General features: G+C 71.6%; 23 protein-coding genes. 16 read left to right on the top strand and 7 right to left on the bottom strand.

From position 1 onward, the window contains the following. Positions 1-27 precede the first annotated feature (27 nt). The 3 genes from ACGF13_RS23845 to ACGF13_RS23835 all read right to left on the bottom strand — a co-directional run bounded on the left by ACGF13_RS23845 (position 28) and on the right by ACGF13_RS23835 (position 4,389). Positions 28-1,425, bottom strand: coding sequence for a metallopeptidase TldD-related protein (locus ACGF13_RS23845; RefSeq protein ID WP_392878263.1), 1,398 nt, complete (start codon positions 1,423-1,425; stop codon positions 28-30). Beyond that, positions 1,425-2,978 (bottom strand): TldD/PmbA family protein, encoded by a 1,554-nt coding sequence (locus tag ACGF13_RS23840; RefSeq protein ID WP_392878828.1) that lies wholly within the window; start codon positions 2,976-2,978, stop codon positions 1,425-1,427. Before ACGF13_RS23840 ends, ACGF13_RS23845 begins: the two co-directional genes overlap by 1 nt. Positions 2,979-3,243: 265 nt before the next feature. Further along, positions 3,244-4,389 (bottom strand): MBL fold metallo-hydrolase, encoded by a 1,146-nt coding sequence (locus ACGF13_RS23835; RefSeq protein WP_392878261.1) that lies wholly within the window; start codon positions 4,387-4,389, stop codon positions 3,244-3,246. 312 nt (positions 4,390-4,701) lie between these two features. Here ACGF13_RS23835 and fabG point away from each other — a divergent pair, with 312 nt between their 5' ends. After that, complete coding sequence (gene fabG, locus ACGF13_RS23830; RefSeq protein WP_392878259.1) at positions 4,702-5,421, top strand: 3-oxoacyl-[acyl-carrier-protein] reductase; 720 nt, start codon at positions 4,702-4,704, stop codon at positions 5,419-5,421. Between the two features lie 2 nt (positions 5,422-5,423). Continuing rightward, positions 5,424-6,191, top strand: coding sequence for an enoyl-ACP reductase FabI (fabI, locus tag ACGF13_RS23825; protein WP_392878257.1), 768 nt, complete (start codon positions 5,424-5,426; stop codon positions 6,189-6,191). A 196-nt stretch (positions 6,192-6,387) separates the two neighbouring features. Here the strand turns inward: fabI and ACGF13_RS23820 are convergent, their stop codons facing one another. Further along, positions 6,388-7,065 (bottom strand): FadR/GntR family transcriptional regulator, encoded by a 678-nt coding sequence (locus ACGF13_RS23820; protein WP_392878255.1) that lies wholly within the window; start codon positions 7,063-7,065, stop codon positions 6,388-6,390. 123 nt (positions 7,066-7,188) lie between these two features. Here ACGF13_RS23820 and ACGF13_RS23815 point away from each other — a divergent pair, with 123 nt between their 5' ends. The 3 genes from ACGF13_RS23815 to ACGF13_RS23805 all read left to right on the top strand — a co-directional run bounded on the left by ACGF13_RS23815 (position 7,189) and on the right by ACGF13_RS23805 (position 9,469). Further along, entirely contained in the window at positions 7,189-8,475 is a 1,287-nt protein-coding gene (locus tag ACGF13_RS23815) for a CynX/NimT family MFS transporter (RefSeq protein WP_392878254.1), read from the top strand. Positions 8,476-8,695: 220 nt separating this feature from the next. Then, positions 8,696-8,818, top strand: a complete 123-nt coding sequence (locus ACGF13_RS23810) for an SGM_5486 family transporter-associated protein (RefSeq protein WP_392878252.1) — start codon at positions 8,696-8,698, stop codon at positions 8,816-8,818. Between the two features lie 123 nt (positions 8,819-8,941). Then, the gene (locus ACGF13_RS23805) at positions 8,942-9,469 is read left to right on the top strand and encodes a SixA phosphatase family protein (protein ID WP_392878250.1); all 528 of its coding nucleotides are present in this window, start codon (positions 8,942-8,944) and stop codon (positions 9,467-9,469) included. Between the two features lie 126 nt (positions 9,470-9,595). On the opposite strand, the gene serB is transcribed toward ACGF13_RS23805, so the two are convergent. After that, a complete protein-coding gene (gene serB / locus ACGF13_RS23800) occupies positions 9,596-10,852 on the bottom strand; it encodes a phosphoserine phosphatase SerB (protein WP_392878248.1) in 1,257 nt (418 codons plus the stop codon). A gap of 223 nt (positions 10,853-11,075) precedes the next feature. Here serB and ACGF13_RS23795 point away from each other — a divergent pair, with 223 nt between their 5' ends. The 3 genes from ACGF13_RS23795 (at position 11,076) to ACGF13_RS23785 (ending at position 15,759) form a co-directional block, all read left to right on the top strand. Next, positions 11,076-13,691, top strand: a complete 2,616-nt coding sequence (locus ACGF13_RS23795) for an FHA domain-containing protein (protein ID WP_392878246.1) — start codon at positions 11,076-11,078, stop codon at positions 13,689-13,691. A 321-nt stretch (positions 13,692-14,012) separates the two neighbouring features. Further along, positions 14,013-15,110, top strand: coding sequence for a GAF domain-containing sensor histidine kinase (locus ACGF13_RS23790; protein WP_392878827.1), 1,098 nt, complete (start codon positions 14,013-14,015; stop codon positions 15,108-15,110). After that, a complete protein-coding gene (locus tag ACGF13_RS23785) occupies positions 15,103-15,759 on the top strand; it encodes a response regulator (RefSeq protein WP_392878244.1) in 657 nt (218 codons plus the stop codon). The genes ACGF13_RS23790 and ACGF13_RS23785 overlap by 8 nt, the downstream gene beginning before the upstream one ends. 1,027 nt (positions 15,760-16,786) lie before the next feature. Here the strand turns inward: ACGF13_RS23785 and ACGF13_RS23780 are convergent. Next, positions 16,787-17,590 (bottom strand): hypothetical protein, encoded by an 804-nt coding sequence (locus tag ACGF13_RS23780; protein WP_392878242.1) that lies wholly within the window; start codon positions 17,588-17,590, stop codon positions 16,787-16,789. Positions 17,591-17,740: 150 nt separating this feature from the next. Between ACGF13_RS23780 and ACGF13_RS23775 the strand changes: the two genes are divergently transcribed. The 7 genes from ACGF13_RS23775 to ACGF13_RS23745 all read left to right on the top strand — a co-directional run bounded on the left by ACGF13_RS23775 (position 17,741) and on the right by ACGF13_RS23745 (position 23,825). After that, a complete protein-coding gene (locus ACGF13_RS23775; RefSeq protein WP_360354233.1) occupies positions 17,741-18,532 on the top strand; it encodes an ABC transporter ATP-binding protein in 792 nt (263 codons plus the stop codon). 120 nt (positions 18,533-18,652) lie between these two features. Then, complete coding sequence (locus tag ACGF13_RS23770) at positions 18,653-19,075, top strand: NfeD family protein (protein ID WP_392878240.1); 423 nt, start codon at positions 18,653-18,655, stop codon at positions 19,073-19,075. Between the two features lie 10 nt (positions 19,076-19,085). Further along, positions 19,086-20,135 (top strand): SPFH domain-containing protein, encoded by a 1,050-nt coding sequence (locus tag ACGF13_RS23765; RefSeq protein ID WP_392878238.1) that lies wholly within the window; start codon positions 19,086-19,088, stop codon positions 20,133-20,135. Positions 20,136-20,320: 185 nt separating this feature from the next. After that, entirely contained in the window at positions 20,321-21,079 is a 759-nt protein-coding gene (locus ACGF13_RS23760) for a sulfite exporter TauE/SafE family protein (protein ID WP_392878236.1), read from the top strand. 38 nt (positions 21,080-21,117) lie between these two features. After that, a complete protein-coding gene (locus ACGF13_RS23755; protein ID WP_392878234.1) occupies positions 21,118-21,297 on the top strand; it encodes a DUF1272 domain-containing protein in 180 nt (59 codons plus the stop codon). Between the two features lie 87 nt (positions 21,298-21,384). Then, on the top strand, positions 21,385-21,690 hold the full coding sequence (locus ACGF13_RS23750) for a 4a-hydroxytetrahydrobiopterin dehydratase (RefSeq protein WP_392878232.1): 306 nt from the start codon (positions 21,385-21,387) through the stop codon (positions 21,688-21,690). A gap of 125 nt (positions 21,691-21,815) precedes the next feature. Continuing rightward, a complete protein-coding gene (locus ACGF13_RS23745; RefSeq protein WP_392878230.1) occupies positions 21,816-23,825 on the top strand; it encodes a PQQ-binding-like beta-propeller repeat protein in 2,010 nt (669 codons plus the stop codon). 135 nt (positions 23,826-23,960) lie between these two features. On the opposite strand, the gene ACGF13_RS23740 is transcribed toward ACGF13_RS23745, so the two are convergent. Beyond that, the gene (locus ACGF13_RS23740) at positions 23,961-24,491 is read right to left on the bottom strand and encodes an HNH endonuclease (protein WP_392878228.1); all 531 of its coding nucleotides are present in this window, start codon (positions 24,489-24,491) and stop codon (positions 23,961-23,963) included. Positions 24,492-24,784: 293 nt separating this feature from the next. Between ACGF13_RS23740 and tyrS the strand changes: the two genes are divergently transcribed. Then, on the top strand, positions 24,785-26,053 hold the full coding sequence (gene tyrS / locus ACGF13_RS23735) for a tyrosine--tRNA ligase (protein WP_392878825.1): 1,269 nt from the start codon (positions 24,785-24,787) through the stop codon (positions 26,051-26,053). Positions 26,054-26,476: the final 423 nt, after the last annotated feature.

Here is a 26,476-nt window from a genome sequence, read left to right as displayed (position 1 = left end):
TCTCTCGTATCCCCCGTAGGTCAGTGGCTAAGAGGCCTGGCTGACCGAACTCATGTTGAAGTCCGTGACACGCACGGGTGGCATCGCGGTGCGGGTGACGACGTCGCTCCACTCGCGGGGCAGGCAGCGTTCGGTGCGGCCCACCTCGGTGATCCGGTCCAGCAGGTCCACCGGGGACTCGTTGAACCGGAAGTTGTTGACCTCGCCGACGACCTCGCCGTTCTCCACCAGGTAGACGCCGTCCCGGGTGAGGCCGGTGAGCAGCAGCGTCGCCGGGTCCACCTCGCGGATGTACCAGAGGCAGGTGAGCAGCAGGCCGCGCTCGGTGCGGGCGATCATCTCGTCCAGCGTCGGCGCCGACTCCTGGTCGGCCGTCTCCAGCACCAGGTTGTCGATCGCCGGGCGCAGCGGCAGGCCGGTGAGGGCGGCCGCGTGGCGACTGGTGATCAGGTCGTTCAGCACGCCGTCGCGGATCCACTCGGTGGCGGCGATCGGCTGGCCGTTGTCGAAGACCGAGAAGTCCCCGCCGGTGGAGTGGGTCAGTACGAACGGCGCGGCCTCCAGGCCGGGCTCGCGCGGGTCCGAGCGCAGCGTCAGCGGCAGGGAGCTGAGCTTGTCGCCGAGCCGGGTGCCGCCGCCGGGCTTGGAGAAGACCGTCCGGCCCTCCTGGGCGTCCCGGCCGCCGGCGTTCCAGTTGAGGACGACCAGCAGGTCGGCGACGGCCGAGGGCGGCAGCAGCGTCTCGTACCGGCCGGCCGGCAGGTCCACCTTGCGGGCACCCCAGCCGAGCCGCCTGGTCAGCTCGGTGTGCAGGGCGGTGAGGTCGATGTCGGCGAAGTCCCGGGTGGCGGCGCCCACCCAGGCCGAGCCGGAGAGGTCGGCGGTCTTGGCGTTGATCTCGACCATGCCGGTGGGCTGGTCGTGGCGCAGCCGCAGACCGGTGGAGCTGCCCAGGTAGCTGGAGGTCATCTCGTGCCGGGCGAAGCCGTACAGCAGTTCGCCCTGGGCGGCGGCGCGGGCGAAGGCCTCGCCGAGGGCCGGGCCGAAGGCGTCGAACACCTCGATGGAGGTGAGCGCCGGCGGCTCCGTGAAGTCCGGCGAGGAGGGCTGGTCGGCGATCAGCGGCTGGGCGTCCTCGGCCGGTCCGGCCGCGCGGGCGGCCTCCTCGGCGGCCCGCACCAGGCCCTCCACCTCCTCCGCGGTGACGGCCTCGCGGGAGACCACGCCGGAGGCGGTGCCCTCGGCGCCCGCCACGGTGGCGATCACGGTGAGGCGGCGGCCGCGGGTGACGCCGTTGGTGGTCAGCGCGTTGCCGGCCCAGCGCAGGTTGGCGGTGGACTCCTCGTCGGCGATCACCACGCAGCCGTCGGCGCGGGAGAGGCCGAGCGCCAGCTCGACGAGTTCGTGGGGCTGCTTCGCGGTCATCAGTGACCCGCCTCCTGCTGGGTGTTGAGCACGTTGACGTTGCGGAACAGCGCCGACGGGCAGCCGTGGCTGACCGCCGCGATCTGACCGGGCTGCGCCTTGCCGCAGTTGAAGGCACCGCCGAGGAGGTAGGTCTGCGGGCCGCCGACCGCCGCCATCGAGCCCCAGAAGTCGGTGGTGGTGGCCTGGTAGGCGAAGTCCTTGACCTGGCCGGCGAGCTCGCCGTCCTTGATCGCGTAGGCGCGCTGCCCGGTGAACTGGAAGTTGTACCTCTGCTGGTCGATCGACCACGAACGGTCGCCGACGATGTAGAGGCCGTTCTCGACCTGGGCGAACAGGCCCTCGGTGTCCGGGCCGTCGGCGGCGGGCTGCAGCGACACGTTGGCCATCCGCTGCACCGGGACGTGCGAAGGGGAGTCGGCGAACGCGCAGCCGTTGGAGCGCTCGAAGCCCTTCAGCCTGGCGATGCCGCGGTCCAGCTGGTAGCCGACCAGGACGCCGTCCTTGACCAGGTCCCAGGACTGGGTGGCCACGCCCTCGTCGTCGTAGCCGATGGTGGACAGGCCGTGCTCGGCGGTGCGGTCGCCGGTGACGTGCATCAGCTCGGAGCCGTACTTCAGCGAGCCGAGCTGGTCGAAGGTGGCGAAGGAGGTGCCGGCGTAGGCGGCCTCGTACCCGAGCGCGCGGTCCAGCTCGGTGGCGTGGCCGATCGACTCGTGGATGGTCAGCCAGAGGTTGGTCGGGTCGACGACCAGGTCGTAGCGGCCCGCCTCGACGCTCGGGGCCCGCATCTTCTCGCCCAGCAGGACGGGCAGTTTTGCGAGCTCGGCGTCCCAGTCCCAGCCGGTGCCCGTGACGTACTCGTAGCCGCGGCCGACCGGCGGGGCGAGCGTCTGCATCGAGTCGAAGGCGCCGGTGCGCTCGTCGACCGAGGTGGCCTCCAGGTCCGAGTACACCCGGATCCGCTGCTGGGTCGTCACCGTTCCGGCGGTGTCCGCGTAGAACTTGTTCTCCTGGACGGTGCGCAGGGCCGCCTGGACGTGCGAGACGCCCTCGGCCGCCAGCAGCCGGGAACTGCGCTCGGCGAGCAGCGCCGTCTTCTCGGCGTCCGGCACCTCGAAGGGATTGACCTCGTACGCGGAGACCCAGGTGACGTCGCGGTACACCGGCTCGTCGGCCAGCTCGACCCGCTCGGCGGTGCCGGCCGCCCGGCTGATCCCGCCGGACAGGCGGGCCACCGCGACGGCCTGCTCGGCGACCCGGGCCGCCGCGTCGGGGGTCAGGTCGACACCGGCGGCGAAGCCCCAGGCGCCGTCCAGCAGCACCCGGACGGCGTAACCGAGCTGCACGCTGTCGGAGGTGCCGGCGGGACGCGCGTCACGCAGCCGCCAGGAGGCGCTGCGGATCCGCTCCAGCCGGAAGTCGGCGTGGCTCACGCCCAGTCCGCGGGCCCGGGTGAGGGCGGCGTCGGCGAGGGGCCGCAGCGGCAGGGCGAGGAACAGCGGATCGACGGCGCGCCCGTGCGGGGCGCCGGAGCGATCGGCCGGAGGGATCGGAGGCAATCGGGCTCCCAGGTCGCGGAGGGTGGCGGTGCGGCGCCACAGGGGCGCCCGCACCGCATCATTTCCCGTCCACCCGGTTTCCGGCCAGCGCATTACGGCCGCTGCGCCGCGGTTTCGGACGGTGCCGTCCGAAACCGGCACCGTCCGACCGGCGGGGCCGTCCGGCCGGTGGTGCCCGGATGGTCGGTGGGGCCGTCCGGCAGCCGGCCTCGTCCGACCAGCGGGGCCGGTGCCCCCGGCCGGTGGGTGCGGGCCGTCAGCCGACGTTCTCCCACCAGCCGTCCAGCTCCGGCGGGTTGTCGACGTCGACCCGCTCGCCGGGCCGCGGGACGGCCAGCGGGACGGCCTGCTCCTTGGCGGCCTTCACCAGCCGCTCGACCGGCTCGGACCACGGGTGCAGGCCCAGGTTGAAGGTGCACCAGTGGACGGGCACCAGCAGGCCGGCGGCCAGGTCCCGGTGCGCGAGGACGGCGTCCTCCGGGGTCATGTGGATGTCCGCCCAGGCCGCGTCGTAGGCGCCGATCTGGACCAGCGCGGCGTCGAACGGGCCGTGCTGCGCGCCGATCCGGGCGTAGCCCTCGAAGTAGCCGGAGTCGCCGGTGTAGAAGACCTTGCGGTTCGGGCCGGCGACCACCCAGGAACCCCACAGGGTGGTGTTGCGGGTCAGCCCGCGGCCGGAGAAGTGGTGCGCCGCGGTGAGGGTGAGCACCAGATCGCCCAGGGTGCAGGTCTCGTCCCAGTCCAGTTCGATGATCCGGTGCTCGGGGACGCCCCAGCGGCGCAGGTGGGCGCCGATGCCGAGCGGCACCGCGAACGGCGCGGACTGGCTGCGCACCAGGCGCTTGACCGTCGCCATGTCCAGGTGGTCGTAGTGGTCGTGCGAGATCAGCACCGCGTCGACCTGCGGCAGCTCCTCCAGCTCGACCGGCACCGGGTGCAGCCGCTTGGGGCCGACGTGCGCGGCGGGGGAGCAGCGGTCGCTCCAGATCGGGTCGAACAGCACCCGGAAGCCCTCGATCTCCACCAGCGCGGAGGCGTGCCCGTACCAGGTGACCTCCACGCCCTCGGCGGCCGGCCCGGCCGGGACGGCGGGGCGGACCGTCGGAACCGGACGCGAGGGGACACGGCCGGCCCGCTCGAACAGCATCCGGCGGGCGGTGGCGCCGTCGAAGCCGGGGGCGCCGGCGGTGCGGGCGAGCGCGGAGGGCGCGTTGTGGAAGACGCCGTCGCGGTACTGCGGGGAGTTGCGCACCCGCTCCTCGCGCTCGCCGTCCGGCCGCCGCCCGAACGCCGCCGGGAGGTCGCGCAGAGACCAGGCGGCCGCCCCCAGGCCGGCCGCCAAGGCGGTGAGGGCCAGCAGTCGTCCGCGTCGGTGGGTGCTCCCGGGCCGTGCCTTGGTCATCCGCTCTGCCTTCGTCGCTCACCGGGATGGTCGGGGATCGGTACGGCAGGTCCCGGGCCGGCCCGCACCACGGGGGCAACGGGTGCGCCCGCCCGTGTTGTTCCCGTACAGTCGCCCCGATCCGGGCAGCGCCCGGGCCTGGGCGATGTCCGTCGCCGGGGCGGCGCGGGCGGGTGCGGATTGTCGGATTGCGACAGATCCGCCGGGGTCGCGCTGTGGGAGACCGATGCGCCGCCGCCGCCGACCGCCCGATAGCGTCACATTGCGTGCGCATTCCGACGTACGCGCTCACACACGGAGAGAGGTGGATCGTTGAGCCGCTCGGTTCTCGTCACCGGAGGAAACCGGGGCATCGGCCTCGCGATCGCCCAGGCCTTCGCCGAGGCGGGCGACAAGGTGGCCATCACCAGCCGCTCGGGTGAGGTGCCCGAGGCGCTGGCCAAGTACGACGTCCTCGCGGTCCGCTGCGACATCACGGACGCCGCGCAGGTCGACGCCGCCTTCACCGAGATCGAGCAGAAGCACGGCGCGGTCGAGGTGCTGGTCGCCAACGCGGGGATCACCAACGACACCCTGCTGCTGCGCATGTCGGAGGAGGACTTCACCTCCGTCGTGGACACCAACCTGACCGGCACCTTCCGGGTGGTCAAGCGCGCGTCCAAGCTGATGATGCGTGCCAAGAAGGGCCGTGTCGTGCTCATCTCGTCCGTGGTGGGCCTGTCCGGCTCCCCGGGCCAGGCCAACTACGCCGCCTCCAAGGCCGGCCTGGTCGGTTTCGCCCGGTCGCTGGCGCGCGAGCTCGGCCCGCGCAACATCACCGTCAACGTGGTCGCCCCCGGCTTCGTCGACACCGACATGACCGCCGTGCTCAGTGACGAGCGCCGCGCGGAGATCGTCTCGGGCGTGCCGCTGGGCCGCTACGCGGCGCCCGCCGAGGTCGCCTCCACCGTGCGGTTCCTCGGGTCGGACGAGGCCGCGTACATCACTGGAGCCGTCATTCCCGTCGACGGCGGATTGGGCATGGGTCACTGATCATGAGTGGAATCCTCGAGGGCAAGCGGATCCTGATCACCGGTGTGCTGATGGAGTCCTCCATCGCCTTCCACACCGCCAAGCTCGCGCAGGAGCAGGGCGCGGAGATCATCCTCACCGCCTTCCCCCGCCCGAGCCTGACCGAGCGGATCGCCAAGAAGCTGCCGAACCCGGTCAAGGTGCTGGAGCTGGACGTCTCGAACCCGGAGCAGCTGGCCGGCATCGCCGACCAGGTCCGCGAGCACCTGCCGACCCTGGACGGCATCGTCCACTCGATCGGCTTCGCCCCGCAGGACGCGCTGGGCGGCAACTTCCTGGACACCCCGTGGGAGTCCGTGGCCACCGCGATGAACGTCTCGGCGTACTCGCTGAAGTCGCTGACCACGGCGCTGCTGCCGCTGATGCAGGACGGCGGCTCGGTGGTCGGCCTGACCTTCGACGCGCAGTTCGCCTGGCCGCAGTACGACTGGATGGGCCCGGCCAAGGCCGCCCTGGAGTCGACCAACCGCTACCTGGCGCGCTACCTGGGCGAGCGGGACATCCGCTGCAACCTGATCTCGGCCGGCCCGATCGGCTCGATGGCCGCCAAGTCCATCCCGGGCTTCGGCGACCTGGCCGACACCTGGAACCACCGCTCCCCGCTGAAGTGGGACCTGAGCGACCCGGAGCCGGCCGGCCGCGGCATCGTTGCGCTGCTGTCGGACTGGTTCCCGAAGACCACCGGCGAGATCATCCACGTCGACGGCGGTCTGCACGCCATCGGCGCCTGACGCTCCGCGCGTACGCCGCTGCCCGGCGCCCCTCGTGGGGGTGCCGGGCAGCGGCGTCTTGTTCTCGATCTCTCGTTCTTGCTCTCGTTCGGTGGGGCCCGCGGGGTGGTTCTGGCTGAGGGCTGAGCTGAGGGCTGAGGGGTGGGGCAGCCGGGGTCGGGGGCCGGGGTGACGTCGAAGGCCGGCGTGCGGGCGGTCAGGCCTCGATGGTGGCGCAGGGGCCGGGGGCGGCGCGGCCGGCCTCGACGGACGCGCGCTGGGCGTCGCCGTCCCTGATGGCCTCCAGGATGGCCTGGTGGCCGATGTAGCGCTCGGGGATCAGCTCGGGGCCGATGTCGTGCCGCAGGAGTTCGCGGGTGGCCTCGCCGAGGTCGGCGTAGACGGCGAGCAGGACGTCGTTGTGGGCGGCCTCCACCACAGCCTGGTGGAAGGCGGCGTCGGCCTGGACAAAGTCCTCGGCGTCGCCGGAGAGCCAGGCGGCCTCCCGGCGGGCCATCGCGCCGTCCAGCAGCTCCAGGTCGCGCGCGGTGCGGCGGCGGGCGGCGAGGGCCGCGGCCGAGGTCTCCAGGGCCGCCCGCAGCTCCGCGACCTGGTCCTGGTCGGCGTCGGCGAAGCGGCGGTGCATCACGCCGGCCAGCTCGCTGGTGGCGAGGACGTACGTTCCGGAGCCCTGTCTGATGTCGAGCAGCCCGTTGTGGGCGAGGGCGCGGACGGCCTCGCGGACGGTGTTGCGGGCGACACCGAGTTGTTCGACCAGGGCGGCCTCGGTGGGGATGCGGGAGCCGACCGGCCACTCCCCGGAAGTGATCTGGGCACGCAGCTGTGCGATCACCTGGTCGGACAGCGGGGTGCGCCTCGGCGAGGACAGCGCCACGGGGACTCCTTGCGACTACGGCTCGGTGGGGCCTGGGTGGGAGATGGCCGGCGGATGAACGGTCGGCACATCATGCCAATAACGAGGTGCATCAATTCATCCCATCATTCTATGATGCTCTCCATGCCCGCAGCAGACACCACCGCTTCCGCCCGGACCGAGAGCCGGACGCCGGCCGCCGAGCGGTCCGCCACCTCCGGCTCCGCCAAGTACCTGGGCTGGCTGTTCGCCGTCGCGATCGCCGCCGCCGCCTTCAACCTGCGCCCCGTGGTCACCAGCCTCGGGCCGCTGCTCGACCAGGTCCGCGACGACCTCGGGATGAACCCGACGCTCGCCGGACTGCTCACCGCCGTCCCGTCGCTGTGCTTCGCGCTGTTCGGGTTCGCCGCACCGGCCGCGGCCCGCCGGATCGGCCCGATCGCGGTGGTCACTGCCGGGATGGGCGCGATCACGGCGGGCGTGCTGGCCCGCTCCTTCGCCGGCGGCACGGCGGTGTTCCTGCTGCTCACCGCGCTCGCCATGGCCGGTGTGGCGGTCTCCAACGTGCTGCTGCCGGTGGTCATCAAGCGGTACTTCCCGGAGAAGGTCGGTCCGATGATCGGCCTGTACTCGATGGCGCTGTCCGCCGGCACCGCGCTGGCCGCGTTGGTCAGCGTGCCGCTGACCAACGCGCTCGGCGGTGACTGGCGCCATGGACTGGGCGTCTGGGCAGCGCTGGGCGCGCTCGCCCTGGTGCTCTGGCTGCCGGTGCTGATCGCCAAGCGCGAGCGCGGTGAGCACGCCGGCGGCGCCGCCCTCGCCCGGCTGCCCATCACCCGCAGCCGTACGGCCTGGGCGCTGGCCTGCTTTTTCGGCCTCCAGGCCACCGGCGCGTACGTGGTGATGGGCTGGCTGCCGAAGATCTTCCAGGACGCCGGCGTCGACAAGGGCACGTCCGGGGTGCTGCTCGCGGTCACCATGGTGATCGGCGTGCCGGTCTCCTTCGTGCTGCCCAACCTGGCCGCCCGCCGCGGCGACCAGCGGCCGTTCGTGGTCGTGCTGGCCTCCTGCGGCATCGTCGGGTACGCCGGGTTGGCGTTCGCCCCGGCCGGCGGGGCGTGGGTCTGGGCCGTGCTGGTGGGCCTGTCCAACTGCGCCTTCCCGCTGGTGCTGACGATGATCGGACTGCGAGCCAGGACGGCAGGTGGGGTGGCGCAGCTGTCCGCCTTCGCCCAGGGCGTCGGCTACCTGATCTCCGTTCCCGGCCTGATCCTGATCGGCCGGATCTACGACATCACCGGCCAGTGGTACTGGCCGCTGGGATTCCTGGCGCTGCTGCTGGTGCCGCAGATGCTGTTCGGCCTGCGCGCGGCGCGGGCCCGGCACATCGAGGACGAGGCGGTGCACCCGGTGGAGCAGGCCAAGGCGTGACGCCCCCGGGTAGGGCGTGCGATGCCTCGGAGGAGCGCGTGATGCCGCGGCAGGGCGCGTGCGGCAGTGGAGGGGCGTGTGACGCCGCGGAGGGGCGCGTGAGGCCGCGAGGCGGTCGGACGGGGCGGTGAAGGCCGGGCCCGACGGGGAAGGTCAAGCCCCGGCCAAGGGGGAGGGGCCAGCGGGGGGCGGGCGTGTTCGGGATGGGAGACTTTCGGACATGCCCGTTCTCGATCCCAACCCCACCGACGGCCGCAAGCAGCTCGGCCGCATCGCCCTCGCCTTCGGCGCCATCGTGGTGCTGGTGGCGATCATCGCCACCGTTGCGGCCACGATGGGCTGACGGACGCCCGTACGCCATCCGACGCCCCGGTGAACGGGGCATGATGACACTCGTCGTCCCTCGGAGTGGCGGCATCCGGGAGCATCGCGCCGCCGGGCCGCTTTTCTGCCAAGCTTGCTGGGTATGAGCGCCGACACGCCCCGCAGGATCATCGTTCTCCGCCATGCCAAGGCCGACTGGCCGAACGGCGTGGACGACCACGACCGGCCGCTGGCCGACCGGGGCCGTCACCAGGCCCCGGACGCCGGCCGCTGGCTGGTGGACTCCGGCATCAGCCCCGACTACGTGCTCTGCTCCACCGCACTGCGCGCCCGCGAGACCTGGAAGCTGGCCGTACACGAGCTGCCGCAGCGGCCCCTCAAGACCGTCTACGAGGAGCGGGTCTACGAGGCCAGTCCCGGCGAGATCATCGCGGTGCTCCAGGAGACCCCGGAGGAGTACTCGGACGTGGTGCTGGTCGGCCACAACCCGGGAGTGCTGGGCCTGACCCAGGTGCTGGCCGGGGACGCGGGCGACCGGGACGCGCTGGAGCGGCTGCGGCTCGGGGGCTTCCCGACGGCGGCGATCGCGGTGCTCAGCTTCAGCGGCTCCTGGAAGGGCGTCGAGCCGGGCGTGGCCGAGCTGGTCTCGTACCACACGCCGCAGGACTGACCCCGGAACGTACGTGAGGGGCGCGCGGATTGATCCACGCGCCCCTCGTGTGTCCGCGGCTGCGGGACGCAGAACGCAGGCGCTCCTCGGCGGGCCTCACTCCATCGGCCGTCGCCGGGTCCGCGCCTACTCGGGCGGGGTGCCGTGCAGCGCGTCGGCCGCCTCGACCTCCTCGCGGGTGATGCCCAGCAGGTACAGCACGGTGTCCAGGAACGGCACGTTCACCGCGGTGTCGGCGGCCTCGCGCACCACCGGCTTGGCGTTGAACGCCACCCCGAGGCCGGCCGCGTTCAGCATGTCCAGGTCGTTGGCGCCGTCGCCGATCGCCACCGTCTGCTCCAGCGGCACCTTCGCCTGCTCGGCGAAGCGGGCCAGCCAGCGGGCCTTGCCCGCCCGGTCCACGATCTCGCCGACCACCCGGCCGGTGAACCTGCCGTCCACCACCTCCAGGGTGTTCGCGGCCGCGAAGTCCAGTCCCAGCTGCTCCACCAGGTGGTCGGTGACCTGGGTGAAGCCACCGGACACCACCGCGACCTGGTAGCCGAGGCGCTGCAGCGTACGGATCAGAGTGCGCGCGCCCGGCGTGAAGCGGACCTCGGCACGGACCTTCTCGGTCACCGAGGCGTCCAGCCCCGCCAGCAGTGCCACGCGGGCCCGCAGCGACTCGGCGAAGTCCAGCTCGCCGCGCATCGCCGCTGCCGTCACCTCGGCGACCTCCTCCTCGCAGCCCGCGTGGGCGGCGAACAGTTCGATCACCTCGTCCTGGATGAGCGTCGAGTCGACGTCCATGACCACCAGGCGCTTGGCCCGGCGCTCCAGCCCGGCGGCGACCACCGCGACGTCCACCCGCTGGGTGGCGGCCTCCTGGGCCAGGGCGGCCCGCAGCTCGTCGGTGGCCACGCCGGAGACGGCCAGCTCGACCGCCGTCACCGGGTACTTGGCGAGCCGGAAGACACGGTCGATGTTGCCGCCCGAGGCGGTGATCCGGGAGGTGAGCGCGGAGACGGCGGCGGCGGTCAGCGGGTTGCCGAGCACCGTGACGTGCGAACGGCCCTCACGGCGCGGCCGGTTGTCACCGATGCCGGAGAGGATCTCGGCCTGGAGCTTCTGCTCGTCGGCCCAGCGGTGGACGGTGGCCCGCAGTCCACCCTCGGCACCGGGTGTGGGAGGCGGGGTGACCAGGGCGCACAGCGTGATGCGGCCACGGGTGACGACCTGCTCGATGTCGATGACGTCGACGCCGAAGCCGGCCAGCGTCGCGAAGAGGCCGGCGGTGATGCCGGGGCGGTCCTTGCCGAACACCTTGACGAGCAGGGTGCGCTCGTCCGCGGTCCGGTGCTGGGCGGCGGGGAGGGGCTCAGCGGCCAGGGGCGATGCGTTCATGGTGCCTTCCACGCTACCGGGCGGCCGAGGGCCCGGGAGCACCCGTCCCACCTCGCGGGACGACGCGGGTCAGGGCTCGGTAGCAGCCTGGTCACAGTCGCCAGGGCTGACTTTCACCGGTGGTCGGCAGGCTGGAATGATTCCCCCCGTCAGTCACAGGAACATCGCAGCCCCGGCCGGGGGCCACAATTCGGGGGAACCGAGAGAGCGGGGCAGGCGAGCAGTGCCGCAACTCGTCATCGAGATCAACGGACAGCAGCGGACTCTGGAGCCCGGGCGGTCCTACACCATCGGGCGCAACCCGCAGTCGGACTTCACGTTCGACGATGCCAGGGTCTCCTGGCAGCACGGGACCATCAGCTTCAACGGCAGCGGTTGGCAGCTGGACGACCACGGCAGCACCAACGGAACGTACGTGGCCGGCGCCCGCACCATGCAGGCCCAGCTGTTCCCCGGTGCCGTGGTCAACCTGGGCAACCCGGAGAACGGCCCCCGGCTCGGCTTCTCCGCACCCGCGCACGCCGTGGCTCCGCAGGCCCCGGCGCCGCAGGCCGCCCCGGTGCACGAGGCCGCCACCAGCCGTGGCCCGGTGCCCACGCCCCAGCAGCCCGCCCCGCAGCAGGGCTGGCCGCAGCACGACCCGTACCAGCAGCCGCAGCAGCAGGCCTGGCAGGGGCAGCCGCAGGCCCAGCCGGCGTTCCCGCAGCAGCAGTACGCGCCGCCGCAGGCCCAGCCGGCCCCGCAGCAGTCCCAGCCCCAGCACGGTGGCTTCCCCCAGCAGGGCTTTCCGGCCCCGCCGCAGCACGACGGCGGGCCGCAGCCGACCATCATCCGCAACCTGACGTCGGCGATGCGTACCGTCCGGATCGGCCGTGCGCTCGACAACGACGTCGTGGTGTCCGACCTCCAGGTCTCCCGCCACCACGCCGAGCTGCGCCAGCTCCCGGACGGCCGCTACGAGATCGTCGACCTCGGCAGCCACAACGGCATCTTCCTCAACGGCCAGCGGGTGCAGCGTCAGCTGATGGGCCCGCAGGACCGGCTGACCGTCGGCCACTCCAGCTTCGTCCTGGTCGGCGACCAGCTGCAGGAGTTCGTCGACACCGGTGCGGTCTCCTTCTCCGCCCGTCACCTGACCGTCGAGGTCGAGCACAAGGGCACCAAGAAGATCCTGCTCAACGACGTCAGCTTCGGCGTCCCGGAGAAGTCGCTGGTCGCCGTCATCGGCCCGTCCGGCTCCGGCAAGTCCACGCTGCTGCGCGCCCTCACCGGCTATCGCCCGGCCGACCGCGGCGAGGTCCTGTACGACGGCCGCAACCTCTACAAGCAGTTCGCCGAGCTGCGCTCGCGCATCGGCCTGGTGCCGCAGTCCGAGATCCTGCACCGCGAGCTCACCGTCCGCAAGGGCCTCAAGTACGCGGCCCGGCTGCGCTTCCCCGGCGACACCGAGGCCCGCGAGCGAGACGCCCGGATCGACGAGGTGCTGTACGAGCTGCGCCTGGACAAGCGTGCCGACAACAAGATCACCGCGCTCTCCGGCGGCCAGCAGAAGCGCGTCTCGGTCGCCCTGGAGCTGCTCACCAAGCCCTCGCTGATCTTCCTGGACGAGCCCACCTCGGGCCTCGACCCGGGCATGGACCGCGAGGTCATGCAGATGCTGCGCGGCCTCGCCGACGACGGCCGCACCATCCTGGTCGTCACCCACTCGGTGGCCGAGCTGGCGCTGTGCGACCGGCTGCTGGTGATGGCGCCGGGCGGTTCGGTGGCCTACTTCGGCCCGCCGGACGAGGCGCTGCACTTCTTCGGGTACGAGACCTGGGCGGACGTCTTCCAGGCCTTCGAGAACTACCCGGACCACGACTGGGCCGGCCGCTACCGCGGCTCGGTGCACTACCAGCAGTACTCCGCGCCCACCGCGGAGGCGGGTGAGGTGCAGCACGTCCAGGTCGCCCAGGAGGCCGTCAGGCCACCGAAGCCGCAGAGCTGGGGCTCGCAGCTGTGGACGTTGATGCGCCGCTACATGTCGGTGCTCGCCTCGGACCGCGGCTTCCTCGCGCTGTCCGTGCTGCTGCCCGCCGTCATCGGCGCGGTCAGCGTGCTGATCCCGAACGAACCGGGGCTCGCGCCCAATCCCAAGACGCAGCTCCACCTCAACAGCGGCGCCGCGACGATCATGCTGATCCTGGCGATCGGAGCCTGTTTCTCCGGAGCGGCCAACTCCGTCCGCGAGTTGATCAAGGAGCGGGCGATCTACGAGCGAGAACGAGCCACCGGGCTCTCCCGCTCGGCGTACATGATGTCCAAGATCATCGTGCTGGGGTTCTTCAGCGTGATCCAGGGCGCCATCATCTCCGCCGTCGGCTTCCTGCCGCGCAAGCTCCCCGAGCACGGCCTGATCGTCAAGAACCTGCCGATCATCGAAATGACCATCGGCATGATCCTGCTGAGCTTCGCCGCGATGATGTTCGGCCTGATGATCTCCGCGCTGGTGAAGACCGCCGAGAAGACCATGCCGCTGCTGGTCATGTTCGCCATCGTGCAGGTCGTCTTCACCGGCTGCCTCTTCCAGATCTTCAGCAAGCCAGGACTGGAGCAGGTCGCCTGGCTGATGCCGGCCCGCTGGGGCACCGGCGTCGTGTCCACCACGCTCGACCTCTCCGTGCTCATGGGCCCGTGGAACAAGGACTTCCAGAACCCCAACTACGACCCGCTCTGGAAGCACAGCGTCGCCCAGTGGGCGATCGACGCGGGTGTGCTGATCGCCATCTCGATCGTCATCGGCGTCATCGTGACCCGGCTCCAGCGCCGGCACGAGCCTGAGGTCATGCAGAAGGGCTGACCCTTCTCGACGACAGGCCGAGGGGCGGCTCTCCCAGTGGGGAGGGCCGCCCCTTTCGTGTTCCGGGCGTGTTCGGTTCCGTGTTCCGGAAGGTCCCTCGGGGCTCCGAGTGGTCTCCCCAGGACTCCGGGCGGGCCCTGTGGCCTAGGTCCCCGGACCTGGGCCCGGGGCGGCCGCGGACGGACGCGGCGCTCGTCGCGACGGCGGTAGTTTGGCGATATGCCCAGCATCACCGGAGACCACCGGGCCCACCGCGGCCCGCTGCTTGCCTGCGAACCGTGCCTGTCCGGGATCGAGACCGTCAGCCAGGCACTGCTCGCCATGAGCCGGCACCTGGAGGTCCGCGAGGTGCTGCGCCGCATCACCGCTTCTGCCCGCGGGCTGCTCGGCGCCGAGTACGCGGCCCTGGGTGTGCCCGACGACCACGGGGGCTTCGCCCAGTTCGTGGTCGACGGTGTCACCGACGAGCAGTGGCGGGCGATCGGCCCGCTGCCCCGGCAGCACGGGGTGCTCGCCGCGATGCTGCACGAGGCCGGTCCCACGCGGCTCGTGGACGTCCGCAAGGCACCCGCCTTCGAAGGTTGGCCAGCGGCCCACCCCGACATGGACGCCTTCCTGGGCATGCCGATCCTGGACACCGACGCGGCCGAGGACGAGCCGCAGGTGATGGGCGTCATCTTCCTCGCCAACAAGCGCGGCGGCGGCCTCTTCACCGACCACGACGAGGAGCTGCTGCGGATCCTCGCCGCGCACGCCGCCCTGGCCCTGTCCAACGCCCGGCTGTACGAGCGCAGCCGCGAGCTCACGCTGGCCGGCGAGCGGGCCCGGATCGCCCACGACCTGCACGACGCCGTCTCGCAGAAGCTCTTCTCGCTGCGGCTCACGGCCAAGGCGGCCGCCAAGCTCGTCGACCGCGACCCGGCCCGGGCGCGTGCCGAGCTCGCCGAGGTCGCCCGGCTGGCCGCCGAGGCGGCCGACGAACTGCGCGCCGTCGTCGTGGAGCTGCGCCCCGCCGCGCTGGAGGAGGACGGGCTCAGCGCGACTCTCGCCTCGCAGGTGCAGGTGCTCGACCGGGCGCACACCGCCGATGTCACCTTCACCGCCGACGGTGTCCGGGCGCTGCCGCCGGCCCAGGAGGCCGCGCTGCTGAGAGTCGCCCAGGAGGCGCTGCACAACGCGCTACGTCACTCGGGAGCCCGGACCGTCACCGTCACCCTGACCGGGACGCCGGCGCGCGGTGCGGTGCTGCGGGTGCACGACGACGGGCGCGGCTTCGATCCAGAGTCAGTCCGTCGAGCCGGCCGCCACCTCGGCCTGGCCTCGATGCGCGACCGAGCGTCCGCCGTCGGCGGCACGCTAACCCTGGAGTCGGCCCCCGGCCGGGGGACGCTAGTCGAGATGGAGGTCCCCGGTGCCTGAGAGCACACCGTCGATCCGTGTCCTGTTGGTCGACGACCACCAGGTGGTTCGGCGCGGGCTGCGTACGTTCCTGGAGGTCCAGGACGACATCGAGGTGGTCGGGGAGGCCGCCGATGGGGCGGAGGGCATCGAGCGGGCCCGTGAACTCGATCCTGACGTGGTCCTGATGGACCTCAAGATGCCCGGCGTCGACGGCATCGAGGCGCTGCGCACGCTCAAGGGGGAAGGCAGCCGGGCCCGGATCCTTATCGTCACCAGCTTCACCGAGCACCGCACGATGGTTCCCGCGCTGCGGGCCGGCGCGGCCGGGTACGTCTACAAGGACGTGGATCCGGAGGCACTGGCCGGGGCGATCCGATCTGTGCACGCCGGTCACGTCCTGCTCCAGCCCGAACTGGCCGAGGCCCTGCTTTCCGACGACGGCCCTCGTGCTCCGCAGGGGCGCGGAGGCACGCTCACGGAGCGCGAGCGCGAGGTACTGAGTCACATCGCCGACGGCCGCTCCAACCGGGAGATCGCCCGCAGCCTGCACCTCTCGGAGAAGACGGTGAAGACCCATGTGTCCAACATCCTCATGAAGTTGGACCTGGCCGACCGTACTCAGGCGGCACTCTGGGCCGTTCGCCATGGCGAGACCCGCGAGGGGTAGCGCGCCGGGGGCGCGTGGAGTTAATGCGGGCGCTGTGTCGATCGGCAGGGTTTCGGCCAGAACTGGTGTCAAACGGTGGTCCGGCATATGCCTTTCGGCAGGGATGGTCCGAATTTTGGTGACGTGTGGTCATTCGGCTGTGCCAGCCTGAATGCCGACACCGATTCCGATGGAGGGCCGGATGAACGCGATGCGCAGTGATTGCGGGACTGCCCTGCTGGCCCATGAGTTCGAGTTGACGTGCCGCCTGTCTGGCGCGTCCATCCCGTCCAGCTCTGGGCCTCCCCTGACTTCCGAGCGCGGAAGCCAGGGGCGGGGGCCGGACGAACCCCTCTTGTCGGGGTGTCAGGACATGGAGCCGGATATCGGCGCAGCGGAAGCCACCGAGCGCCGGGCGCGGTCGACCCGGGCGGCAATCCGCGACCGGCAGGCGTACGGGCCGGAGCTGCTGAGGCGCCGGCTCCGGATGCGGCGCTGGCAGTTCGACCTGGCACGGGAACGCGAACTGATCCCCGAACCGGACCTCGACAACGGCACCTGGTCGGCCCTCGTCAAGGTGCAGCTCGAGGCTCGTGCCGAGGAGATCGTCCTCGCGTTGGGCGCCGTGCCGCCGGTGGGAGCGGCCAAGGCGGCCACGGTGCTGAGGCACACCACCGGTCTGCTGGTGATCGCCGAGGACGTCAGACGCCTTGCCGCCGCAGGGGAGCTGCGACCCTGTGGCGGATACCGGGGTTGGCCGACTTACAGCCGGGAGACCTTGGCCGCAGTCCCGTATGCCGCGGTGGAGCAGGCCGTCATGGAGCGCATGCGCAAGGCTGCGGACACGGCGAGAGCCGCGGTCGAGGTGCTGGAGCGGCGGCTTGCGGCGAGCTTCTCGGAGGAGGAGGCGGCCGAGATCCTGGGGTGGTCCCGGCGAAGGCTGGCGGCCGCTACGACACAGGGAGACCTGGTTATCGGGCCCGACGGCAGATACGAGCGCGCCGAGGTGATCGCGCTCGCCGCCGCCGGCTCCGGGCCCCACCGCCTCTCAGCGGTCGTCTCGCTCGTCGATGAGGGCGTTGTAGGCGGCCACCTGGGCGCGCCGGGCGGTGCGCCGCAGCGGGGCCAGCACGGATTGGCGGGCCGCCATCTCCGAGGCGCTGACGGCAGCGCCGTGGCCGCCGGAGGCGATGGCGAGCAGGGCGGACACCTGGCGGGCCGACTCCAGGACGCGGACGGCCCGGGACGGGTAGCCAGGGGCGAGCAGCTCGCTGTGGCCACGCCGGCGGTACGCATCGAGGGCGCGCAGGGCCTCAGGCCCGGCCCCGGCCACGTCGAGGCGAGCGAGCATGACGGTAGCCTCCCGCAGCCCGTCTGCGAGTTCACGCTCGGCTTCGTGGAGCGACGGCACGTCCGCCGGAGGTGCGTCATTGACCTCGGAACAGCGCCACAGCACGGTGGCCGAGCGGTCGCCGGCCGGACCGTACACCTCCACCTCCGGCACCAGCCCGAGCGGTGCGCCCACAGCCAGGACGGCCTCACCCGCACTCATGGCCTGCTCGTTGAAGGCCCTCGGGCCGGTCAGCCCGAGCGGATGCCCGGCTGAGGGCAGCGCGAGACGAAGGCCCTTCACACCGAGCACTCGCAGTCGGCCCAGCGCCCAGGTCAGGCCGTGCTGCTCGCCAGGTTCGTCGCCGGGAAGCCCGGTGACCCGATGGATCTCGTCTGCGCCCAGGACTGCCGTGGCGGCGTCGTCCGGAGGAACCAGACCAGCCAGCAGGGCGTTGCCCCATGCGGTGAGCCGCCCCGAACGGGGCTCTTCGTACGGATTGTCGGCAGGTGTCGCGAGCATCCGGCCAGCCTACGGAATCGGCGGTCATCCGCGTGGCGTAGGTTTGCCCATGCGTGTGCGGCGCACCCACCCCGTGCCCACCGGCTGCCGGAGTAGGCTCGCCGCCCGCACCGACGGCCGAGAATCTTGTTTTTTGGGGAAGGCGTAGGCATGAGCGACGTGCTGGAGCTGGTGGACGTATCCGTGGTCCGGGAGGGGCGCGCGCTGGTCGACCAGGTCTCGTGGTCCATCTCCGAGGGCGAGCGTTGGGTCATCCTGGGCCCGAACGGCGCCGGCAAGACCACGCTGTTGCAGATCGCGTCCTCGTACCTGTTCCCGACCTCGGGCAAGGTCACGGTGCTGGGTGAGAAGCTCGGCGAGATCGACGTCTTCGAGCTGCGCTCCCGGATCGGCCTGGCCGGCGCCGCCATGTTCGACAAGCTGCCCGCCGAGCAGACCGTGCTCCAGACCGTCCTCACCGCCGCGTACGGCATGACGGTCACCTGGCAGGAGACCTACGAGCAGTCGGACGAGGCCCGCGCCCTTGCCCTGCTCGACCGCCTTGGCATGGCCAACCTCACGGACCGCAAGTTCGGCACCCTCTCCGAGGGAGAGCGCAAGCGCACCCTGATCGCCCGCGCCCTGATGACCGACCCCGAGCTGTTGCTGCTCGACGAGCCCGCCGCCGGCCTGGACCTCGGTGGCCGTGAGGACCTGGTCCGCCGGCTGGGCGCGCTCGCCCAGGACGAGTTCGCCCCGGCGATGGCGATGGTCACCCACCACGTCGAGGAGATCGCGCCGGGCTTCACCCATGTCCTGATGATCCGTCAGGGGAAGGTGCTCACGGCTGGGCCGATCGACACCGAGCTGACCGCCCGCAACCTCTCCAAGTGCTTCGGCCTGCCGCTCACCCTGGAGCGGCACGGAGACCGCTGGTCGGCCCAGGGTCTGCCGCTGGGCTGAGGCCCTGTCCGTTCGTTCATCCGGAAGGCCGTCGGAACCGGTCGCACGTGCGACCGGTTTCCGCCCCTCGACCTGCGGGAACTGTCCGCTTCGAAGGCCTTCGCTCCCTAGGATGGACGTGTGGACAGCTGGATCTGGTGGCTCCTGGCCGCCGCAGGGCTCGGCATACCGCTGGTGCTTACCGCGATGCCGGAGTTCGCCATGTTCGCGGTCGGGGCGCTGGCCGCCGCCGGCGTGGCCGCGTTGGGCGGGGGAGTGGTCCTGGAGACCGTGACCTTCGTCGTCGTCTCGGTCGCTCTGGTGGTCTTCGTCCGCCCGATCGCCTACCGGCAGCTTCGAAAGGGCCCGCAGGTCAAGATGGGCATCGAGGCGCTCCAGGGCGCCACCGCGGTCGTCGCGGAAACCGTCGACGGGGAGGGCGGGCGGATCAAGCTGAGAGGCGAGATCTGGTCGGCCCGTGCGCTCCACCCGGGCCAGGTGTACCAGCCGGGGCAGCAGGTCGACGTCGTCGAAATCCAGGGCGCGACCGCCCTGGTCGTCTAGGGGAGAGTCCGTGGAACCCGTCCTTATCGTTTTGGTCGTCCTGGTCGTGGTGGCCTTCATCGCGCTGATCAAGACGATCCAGGTCATCCCGCAGGCCAGCGCCGCGATCGTGGAGCGCTTCGGCCGCTACACCCGGACGCTCAACGCTGGGCTGAACATCGTCGTCCCGTTCATCGACCGCGTCCGCAACCGCATCGACCTGCGCGAGCAGGTCGTGCCGTTCCCGCCGCAGCCGGTGATCACCCAGGACAACCTGGTCGTCAACATCGACACCGTCATCTACTACCAGGTGACCGACCCCCGCGCCGCGACGTACGAGGTCGCCAGCTACATCCAGGCCATCGAGCAGCTGACCGTCACCACGCTGCGCAACATCATCGGCTCGATGGACCTGGAGTCCACCCTCACCTCGCGCGAGGTCATCAACGCCGGCCTGCGCGGCGTCCTGGACGAGGCCACCGGCAAGTGGGGCATCCGGGTCAACCGTGTCGAGCTGAAGGCGATCGAGCCGCCGACCTCCATCCAGGACTCGATGGAGAAGCAGATGCGCGCCGACCGGGACAAGCGCGCCGCGATCCTCACCGCCGAAGGCCAGCGCCAGGCCCAGATCCTCAAGGCCGAGGGTGAGAAGCAGGCCGAGGTCCTCAAGGCCGAGGGTGAGGCGCAGGCCGCGGTCCTGCGCGCGGACGGTGAGGCGGCCGCGATCCGGACCGTCTTCGAAGCCATCCACGACGGCGACGCCGACCAGAAGCTGCTCGCCTACCAGTACCTCCAGACCCTGCCCGAGCTGGCCAAGGGCGACTCCAACAAGCTCTGGATCATCCCCAGCGAGGTCGGCGACGCGCTCAAGGGCCTCGGCGGCGCCTTCACTGGCCTGACCGGCAACGGCGGAATGAACGGCGGCGCGGTCGCGGCACCCAGCATCCCGCAGACCGCCCCGGCGGCCACCCAGGTTCCGCTGGACCCGGCGGCCGGCCCGCGGCCCGTGGACACCGAGAAGGGCGCCGCCCGTCCCCGGGTGGACCCGGCTCGGGAGTACCCGAAGATCGACCCGGAGTGATCGGTCGAACCCCATGTACTGGCGAGGGCCCGCTGCCGAGAGGTGGCGGGCCCTCGGCCTTTCGCGAGGCCGGCGCGTACGTCCCGGGGTGTGTGGCGTGCGTCCCGAATCGTGGGCGGGTCTGGTCGGCGCGCGAGGCCGTCCGGCATGATCCCCTCGGACAGGACCGAGAGGAGAGGTGACCCATGACGCTCTGGGAGTCGATCGCCGTCCTGGCGGCCGGCGTCGGCGCTGGGATGATCAACGTCATCGTCGGTTCCGGCACGCTGATCACCTTCCCGGTCCTGCTCGCCGTCGGCATCCCGCCCGTCACCGCCAACGTCTCCAACTCATTCGGCCTGGTCCCCGGCTCGCTCAGCGGCGTGATCGGGTACCGCCGTGAACTGGTGGGCCAGGGCCGCCGGGTGCTGCGCATGGGCACCGCCTCACTGCTCGGCGGGCTGCTCGGGGCGCTGCTGCTGATCAAGTTGCCGAGCGGGGCCTTCGACACGATCGTCCCGGTGCTGATCCTGCTCGCGCTCGTTCTGGTGGTGATCCAGCCGCGGGTGGCCAAGGCCGTCGCGGCCCGCCGCCGACCCGGTGGCGATCCGGACGGCAGCCCGGTGCTGCTGATCGGGGTGTTCCTGACCGGCATCTACGGCGGCTACTTCGGCGCCGCGCAGGGCGTGCTGCTGATGGCACTGATGGGGATGCTGCTCCAGGAGGACCTCCAGCGGATCAACGCGGTGAAGAACGCCCTGGCGATGATCGTGAACGCGGTCGCCGCGCTCTTCTTCCTCTTCACCTCGACCGTGAACTGGGCCGCCGCCGGTCTGATTGCGGCGGGCTCGCTGGTCGGTGGCCTGCTCGGTGCCAAGGTGGGCCGCCGCCTCCCCCCGACCGCGCTGCGCGGTGTCATCGTGGTGGTCGGTCTCGTGGCCGTCGCCAAGCTTCTGTTGAGTTGAACGACTGTCACATCGTGTGCAAAACGGAGGAGTACGCCGTGGCCCTGGAGATGCGTGAGAGCTGCGAGCGCTGCGCGGTGTCGCTGACCGCGGACGGCCTTGCCTCGATATGTTCCTACGAGTGCACCTTCTGCCCGGACTGCACCGAGGCCATGGCCGACAGCTGCCCCAACTGTGGTGGCGAGCTGGTGGCCCGTCCGCGGCGGAAGGCCGCCTGACACCGGAACCCCGGACATTCCGGTAGCCCGGAGTCCCGGCACTCCGGAATCTCGACACCGGACCGACGACCCACCAGGAGCGCGGCGATGAGCAACAGGGCACGGCTGAACGAGGACGAGATCACGGCGGCCCTGGTGGCGCTGCCCCAGTGGACGCGGGAGGGCGACAGCATCTTCCGCACCGCCGACGCCCCGGACTTCCCGGCGGCGATCCGGGTGGTCGTTGCCGTCGCCGAGCAGGCCGAGGCGCTCGACCACCACCCCGACATCGACGTCCGCTGGCGCACGCTGCGCTTCGTCCTGTCCACCCACAGCGCCAGCGGCCTCACCGGGCTGGACTTCTCCCTCGCCGCCCGGATCGACGAGGCCCTGCGCGCCGAGTCGGCGGCCTGACGCAGAACGACCGCGAAGCCCGGGACTGTACGGCCGAGGGCCGAGGGCCCGGGCGGCGCCTCCGGGCGGGCGTGAGATGCTGACTGCCGCATCGGCAGGCGGACGGCTCGGAGGGACGGGAACGGATGGCGCAGGAGCCCTTCGGAGACGCCCACCCCCGGCAGCCGTGGCCGCCCCAGGGCCACCAGGACTGGCAGAACGACGCGTACGGCGGGTACTCCGAGCAGCAACAGGCACCTCAGCAGCCGCCGCAGTGGCAGCCGCAGCCGGGCTACGGCTCAGCCGAGTACGGGCAGCAGCAACAGCATCCGCAGCAGCAGTTTGGCCAGGGCGGCTACGGGCACGCCGGCTATGACCAGAGCGGGTACCACCAGAGCGGGTACCACCAGAGTGGGTACGACCAGTCCGGCTTCGGTCCGACCGGCTATGTCGAGGGCGGCTACGTCCAGGGCCGGTACGACGGCCAGGAGCAGTACCAGCCGCATCCGCAGCACCCGGACCACACACAGCAGCACCAGTCCTACGCGCCGTACGCCACGCCGCAGCAGCCCGCCGCCGCAGAGGGGCTGTACGTCCCGGCGGGGGCGGAGTACTCGCCGGACGGCTACGTGCACATCGAAGAGGTCGAGCCGGAACCCGAGCCCGGCCCCGAGCAGCCTGCGGGGACCTCTCGGGAACAGGCCCCCGAGCGCCAGGCCGAGACCGCCGCACCGTCGAGGGCCGCTGCCCGTCGAGGCGCCGGCGGCGGAGCCGGTTCCGGCGCGGGCTCCGGCTCCTCGCTCTCCGCCAAGGCCCGGAAGGCCGCCGGCGCGGTGCTGACCGGGGAGCACGTGCCCAGCCGCAAGGCCCTGCTGGTGCGGACCGGCGCCGGTGTGGCCGCGCTGGGGGTGCTGGTGGCCGCCGGGTTGACGGTTGGCGCCGAGGGCGGTGGCAGCGCGGCGGCGAGCAGCGGCGGTGAGCCGGGTTTCGCGGTGGCGCACGCCCGGGCGTGGGCCGCGCAGCCCGCCGCGGCCGGTTCGTCCGGGGGCGACGACACGCTGATCGGCAGCTGGCTGCTGGCCGACCTGGTGGTCCGGGCCGACGGCTCCGGGGTGCACGCGTACGACCGGGCGGGTGGCAAGCCGACCTGGTCGGTGGAGCCGCCGGCCGCCGGGGCCGTTCCGTGCGGGCTGTCGGCGGGGGTGAACCAGGCGGGTCTGGGCGCGGTGCTGTTCCGTCCGCAGGCCGATCCGAAGAGCCCCTGCACGCTGGTGACCGCGGTGGACACCAAGACCGGCAAGACCGCCTGGACCAAGACTCTCTCGGACGCCAAGGGCGCGTACTCGGCCCGGGTCGGCGTCACCGAGGACAAGGTGGTTGCCGTCGGTGACGACCGGGCGTTGGCCTGGGAGTCCGCCGACGGGAAGGACGTCTGGCAGTACACCGGCCAGGGCAAGTTCTGCACCCTCTCCGGCGGCGTCAGCGGCAAGACCGTGCTCGTCGCCTCCTCCTGCGCCGATTCGACCCCCGCCGACCAGGCCGTCGCGCTGAACACCGCGGACGGCAAGGTCGCCTGGTGGCGGGGCCTGAACAACCAGCCGAAGACGGTGACCGTGCTGTCCGCCGAGCCGTCCGTGGTCCTCACCACCGGCGAGAAGCCCGAGGCGGACCGGCTGTTCGCCTGGGGTGCGGGCGGCGACCCGGCCGCCGAGATTCCGGTGGCCGTCGACGGCGGTCGGCTGGACGTCGCCCACGGTACGTTTTCGGCCACTCCCGGCGTGTACTTCGAGGGCCGCACGATGGTCACCACCCTGGCCCCTCCGAACGGCGGCGGACAGGTGGCCGCCGTCGGCTACGACCTGGACACCGGCAAGCAGCGCTGGAAGGTGCCCACCGCCGCCAAGGGCGCCGCCCGGGCCGTGGGCATCGACGGCGGATCGCTGGTGCTCGCCGCCGATGAACGACGGGACCAGCCCGCCCGCCTCAGCAGGTTCCCGCTGGCGGGCGGCCAGGAGGCGACCGGCGGCAACTTCCCGGCCGGTACCGGTTCGCTCCTGATCTCCGGACGGGTGCTGATCGGCGGTGGGCAGGTGGTCGTGGTGCCCGAGCACTCGACCAACTACGGCACGGCGGCGGGGTACCAGGCGAAGGACTGAGGCCCTCCGCCCTTCCCCCTCCGCCCATGCCATCCCACGGTCACCCGCCGGTGCCCGGACGCCGGGAGTGTCCTCGGACCGAGAGCGTCGACAGCGCCGAGAGTGCCGAGAACGCTCCCGCGCCCGGAAACCGCCTCACGCCGCCGAGACGGGCCGGCCCGGTACGACAGGCAGCCAGTCGGCGAGGTCCCGGACCTCCGAGCTGCGCAGACCGAGCGCGAGCATGAGACTCGCCTGCGGCGTCGGCACGAACGGGCGGCGCAGCAGCTTCATCCCGGCCTGCTCCGGCGTGCGGTCCGCCTTGAGCTGGTTGTCCTCCGCGCACGCGGCGACGGTGTTCATCCAGCTGTCGGCACCACCGCGCGACTTCGGCTGGAGGTGGTCCACCGTGGTGGCCCGCCGGCCGCAGTACGCGCACAGGTGCTGGTCTCGGGCCAGGACGCCCCGCCTCGACCACGGAGCCTGTTGTCGGAACGGCACCCGTACGTACCGTTGCAGTCTGATCACCCGTGGCACCGGGACGGCCACGCCCGTCCCCCGGATCGAGCGCAGCGGATGCGCCTGCTCCACCACCGCCTTGTCCTGGAGCACCAGGACGACGGCGCGCTGGAGCGACACCGTCGTCAGGGGCTCGTAGCTCGCGTTCAGAACCAGCGTGTTGCGCACTCGGCACACCCTTCCCGCGGGCGTGCCACGGCGGCACGACCGTCTCCACACACGTCACTGCCGCCGCACGGCGGTGGAACCACTCTGAATGGGCCCGTAGCCGTCGAACAACGGAATTTCCGGTATCGGGGAGGGGCCCGGGAGAGGGGACCCTCCGACCCGGTGGGGTGCCTCGGGGAAAACTCGCTGGCCGGAACCGCGTAGGCTCTATCAGGCTGGAGTCGTACCGACCCGGGGCCCGACCGAATCGGGCCGGCACCGGGCGGACGCCCGATCGAAGGAGAAGCGTGACCGTGACGGACATCGTCGACGAGCTGCAGTGGCGTGGGCTGATCGCCCTTTCCACTGACGAGGACGCACTGCGCAAGGCGTTCGCGGACGGCCCGGTCACGTTCTATTGCGGCTTCGACCCGACGGCCCCCAGCCTGCACCTCGGCAACCTGGTGCAGATCCTCACCATGCGCCGCATCCAGCAGGCGGGGAACCTCCCGCTCGGACTGGTCGGCGGTGCCACGGGCCTGATCGGCGACCCGAAGCCCACCGCCGAGCGCGTGCTCAACGACCCCGAGACGGTGGCCGGCTGGGTCGAGCGCCTGCGCGGCCAGATCTCGCGCTTCCTCGACTTCGAGGGCCCGTACGCGGCGCGCATGGTCAACAACCTGGAGTGGACGTCCGGGATGTCGGCGATCAGCCTGCTGCGTGACGTGGGCAAGTACTTCCGGGTCAACAACATGATCGCGAAGGAGGCCGTCGCCCGACGGCTCAACTCCGACGCGGGCATCAGCTACACCGAGTTCAGCTACCAGATCCTCCAGGGCATGGACTACCTGGAGCTGAACCGCCGCTACGGCTGCGCCCTTCAGACCGGCGGCAGTGACCAGTGGGGCAACCTGACCGCCGGCACGGACCTGATCCGCAAGGCCGACGGCAAGTCCGTCCACGCGCTGGCCACGCCGCTGATCGTCAAGGCCGACGGCACCAAGTTCGGCAAGACCGAGTCCGGCACCGTCTGGCTCGACCCCGAGCTGACCACCCCGTACGCCTTCTACCAGTTCTGGCTGAACGCGGACGACCGGGACATCCCCAACTTCCTGCGGATCTTCAGCTTCCGCTCGAAGGAGGAGATCGAGGAGCTGGAGCGCGAGACCACCGAGCGCCCCGCCGCCCGCCTCGCCCAGCGCGCCCTCGCCGAGGAGCTCACCACGCTGGTGCACGGCGCGGAGCAGTACGAGCGCGCGGTCGCCGCGTCCAAGGCGCTGTTCGGCCAGGGCGACCTGGCGGACCTGGAGGCCCCGACCCTGGCAGCCGCCCTGGCCGAGGTCCCGAAGGCCGAGGTGTCCGAGCTCCAGACGGTGGTCGACCTGCTGGTCGCCGTCGGCCTGTCGCCGAGCCGCTCGGCCGCCCGCCGGACGATCAAGGAGGGCGGTGCCTACCTCAACAACGTCAAGGTGACGGACGAGGAGGCCGTGCCGACCGAGGCCGACCTGCTGCACGGCCGCTGGCTCGTGCTGCGGCGCGGCAAGCGGAACCTGGCGGCGGCGGAGCTGGTCGCCGCCGGCTGAGGCCTGGCCATGGCTGAAACACACCTGCTCTGAGCTGCGGCTTCGAGCCTCGAGGGCCGGATCTGGACAGATCCGGCCCTCGGCGTTTGACGATGCCGTCCAGGTGGCCTAGTGTTGAACGAGTCGCTGGAGCGGCCATCCCACTCAGCAAGACCCACTCTCACTCTGATCCCCATGAAAATGGGTTTGTTGGCGTTCCCGCCAACCGGAGCGAGTGTGAATTTCGAGTGACACTCGAAATGCGTTAGTGTGGTGGACGTCGCGAAAGCGATCCCGGCCAGTTACGGGAAATCAGATGAATGAAACTCCGGAAAACGGAGCGGAAAATATCTGATAAGCTGGAAACACGAAAGAACGAAGCCCGGAGGGTCCGCTGGAAGGCGGTCCGAAGGAAGCGTCCGTTCCTTGAGAACTCAACAGCGT

This window comes from Kitasatospora sp. NPDC048286, assembly GCF_043201735.1.
GTDB lineage: Bacteria > Actinomycetota > Actinomycetes > Streptomycetales > Streptomycetaceae > Kitasatospora.
Note: the sequence above shows the minus strand (reverse complement) of the source record. Positions and strands in the feature narration are given on the sequence as shown.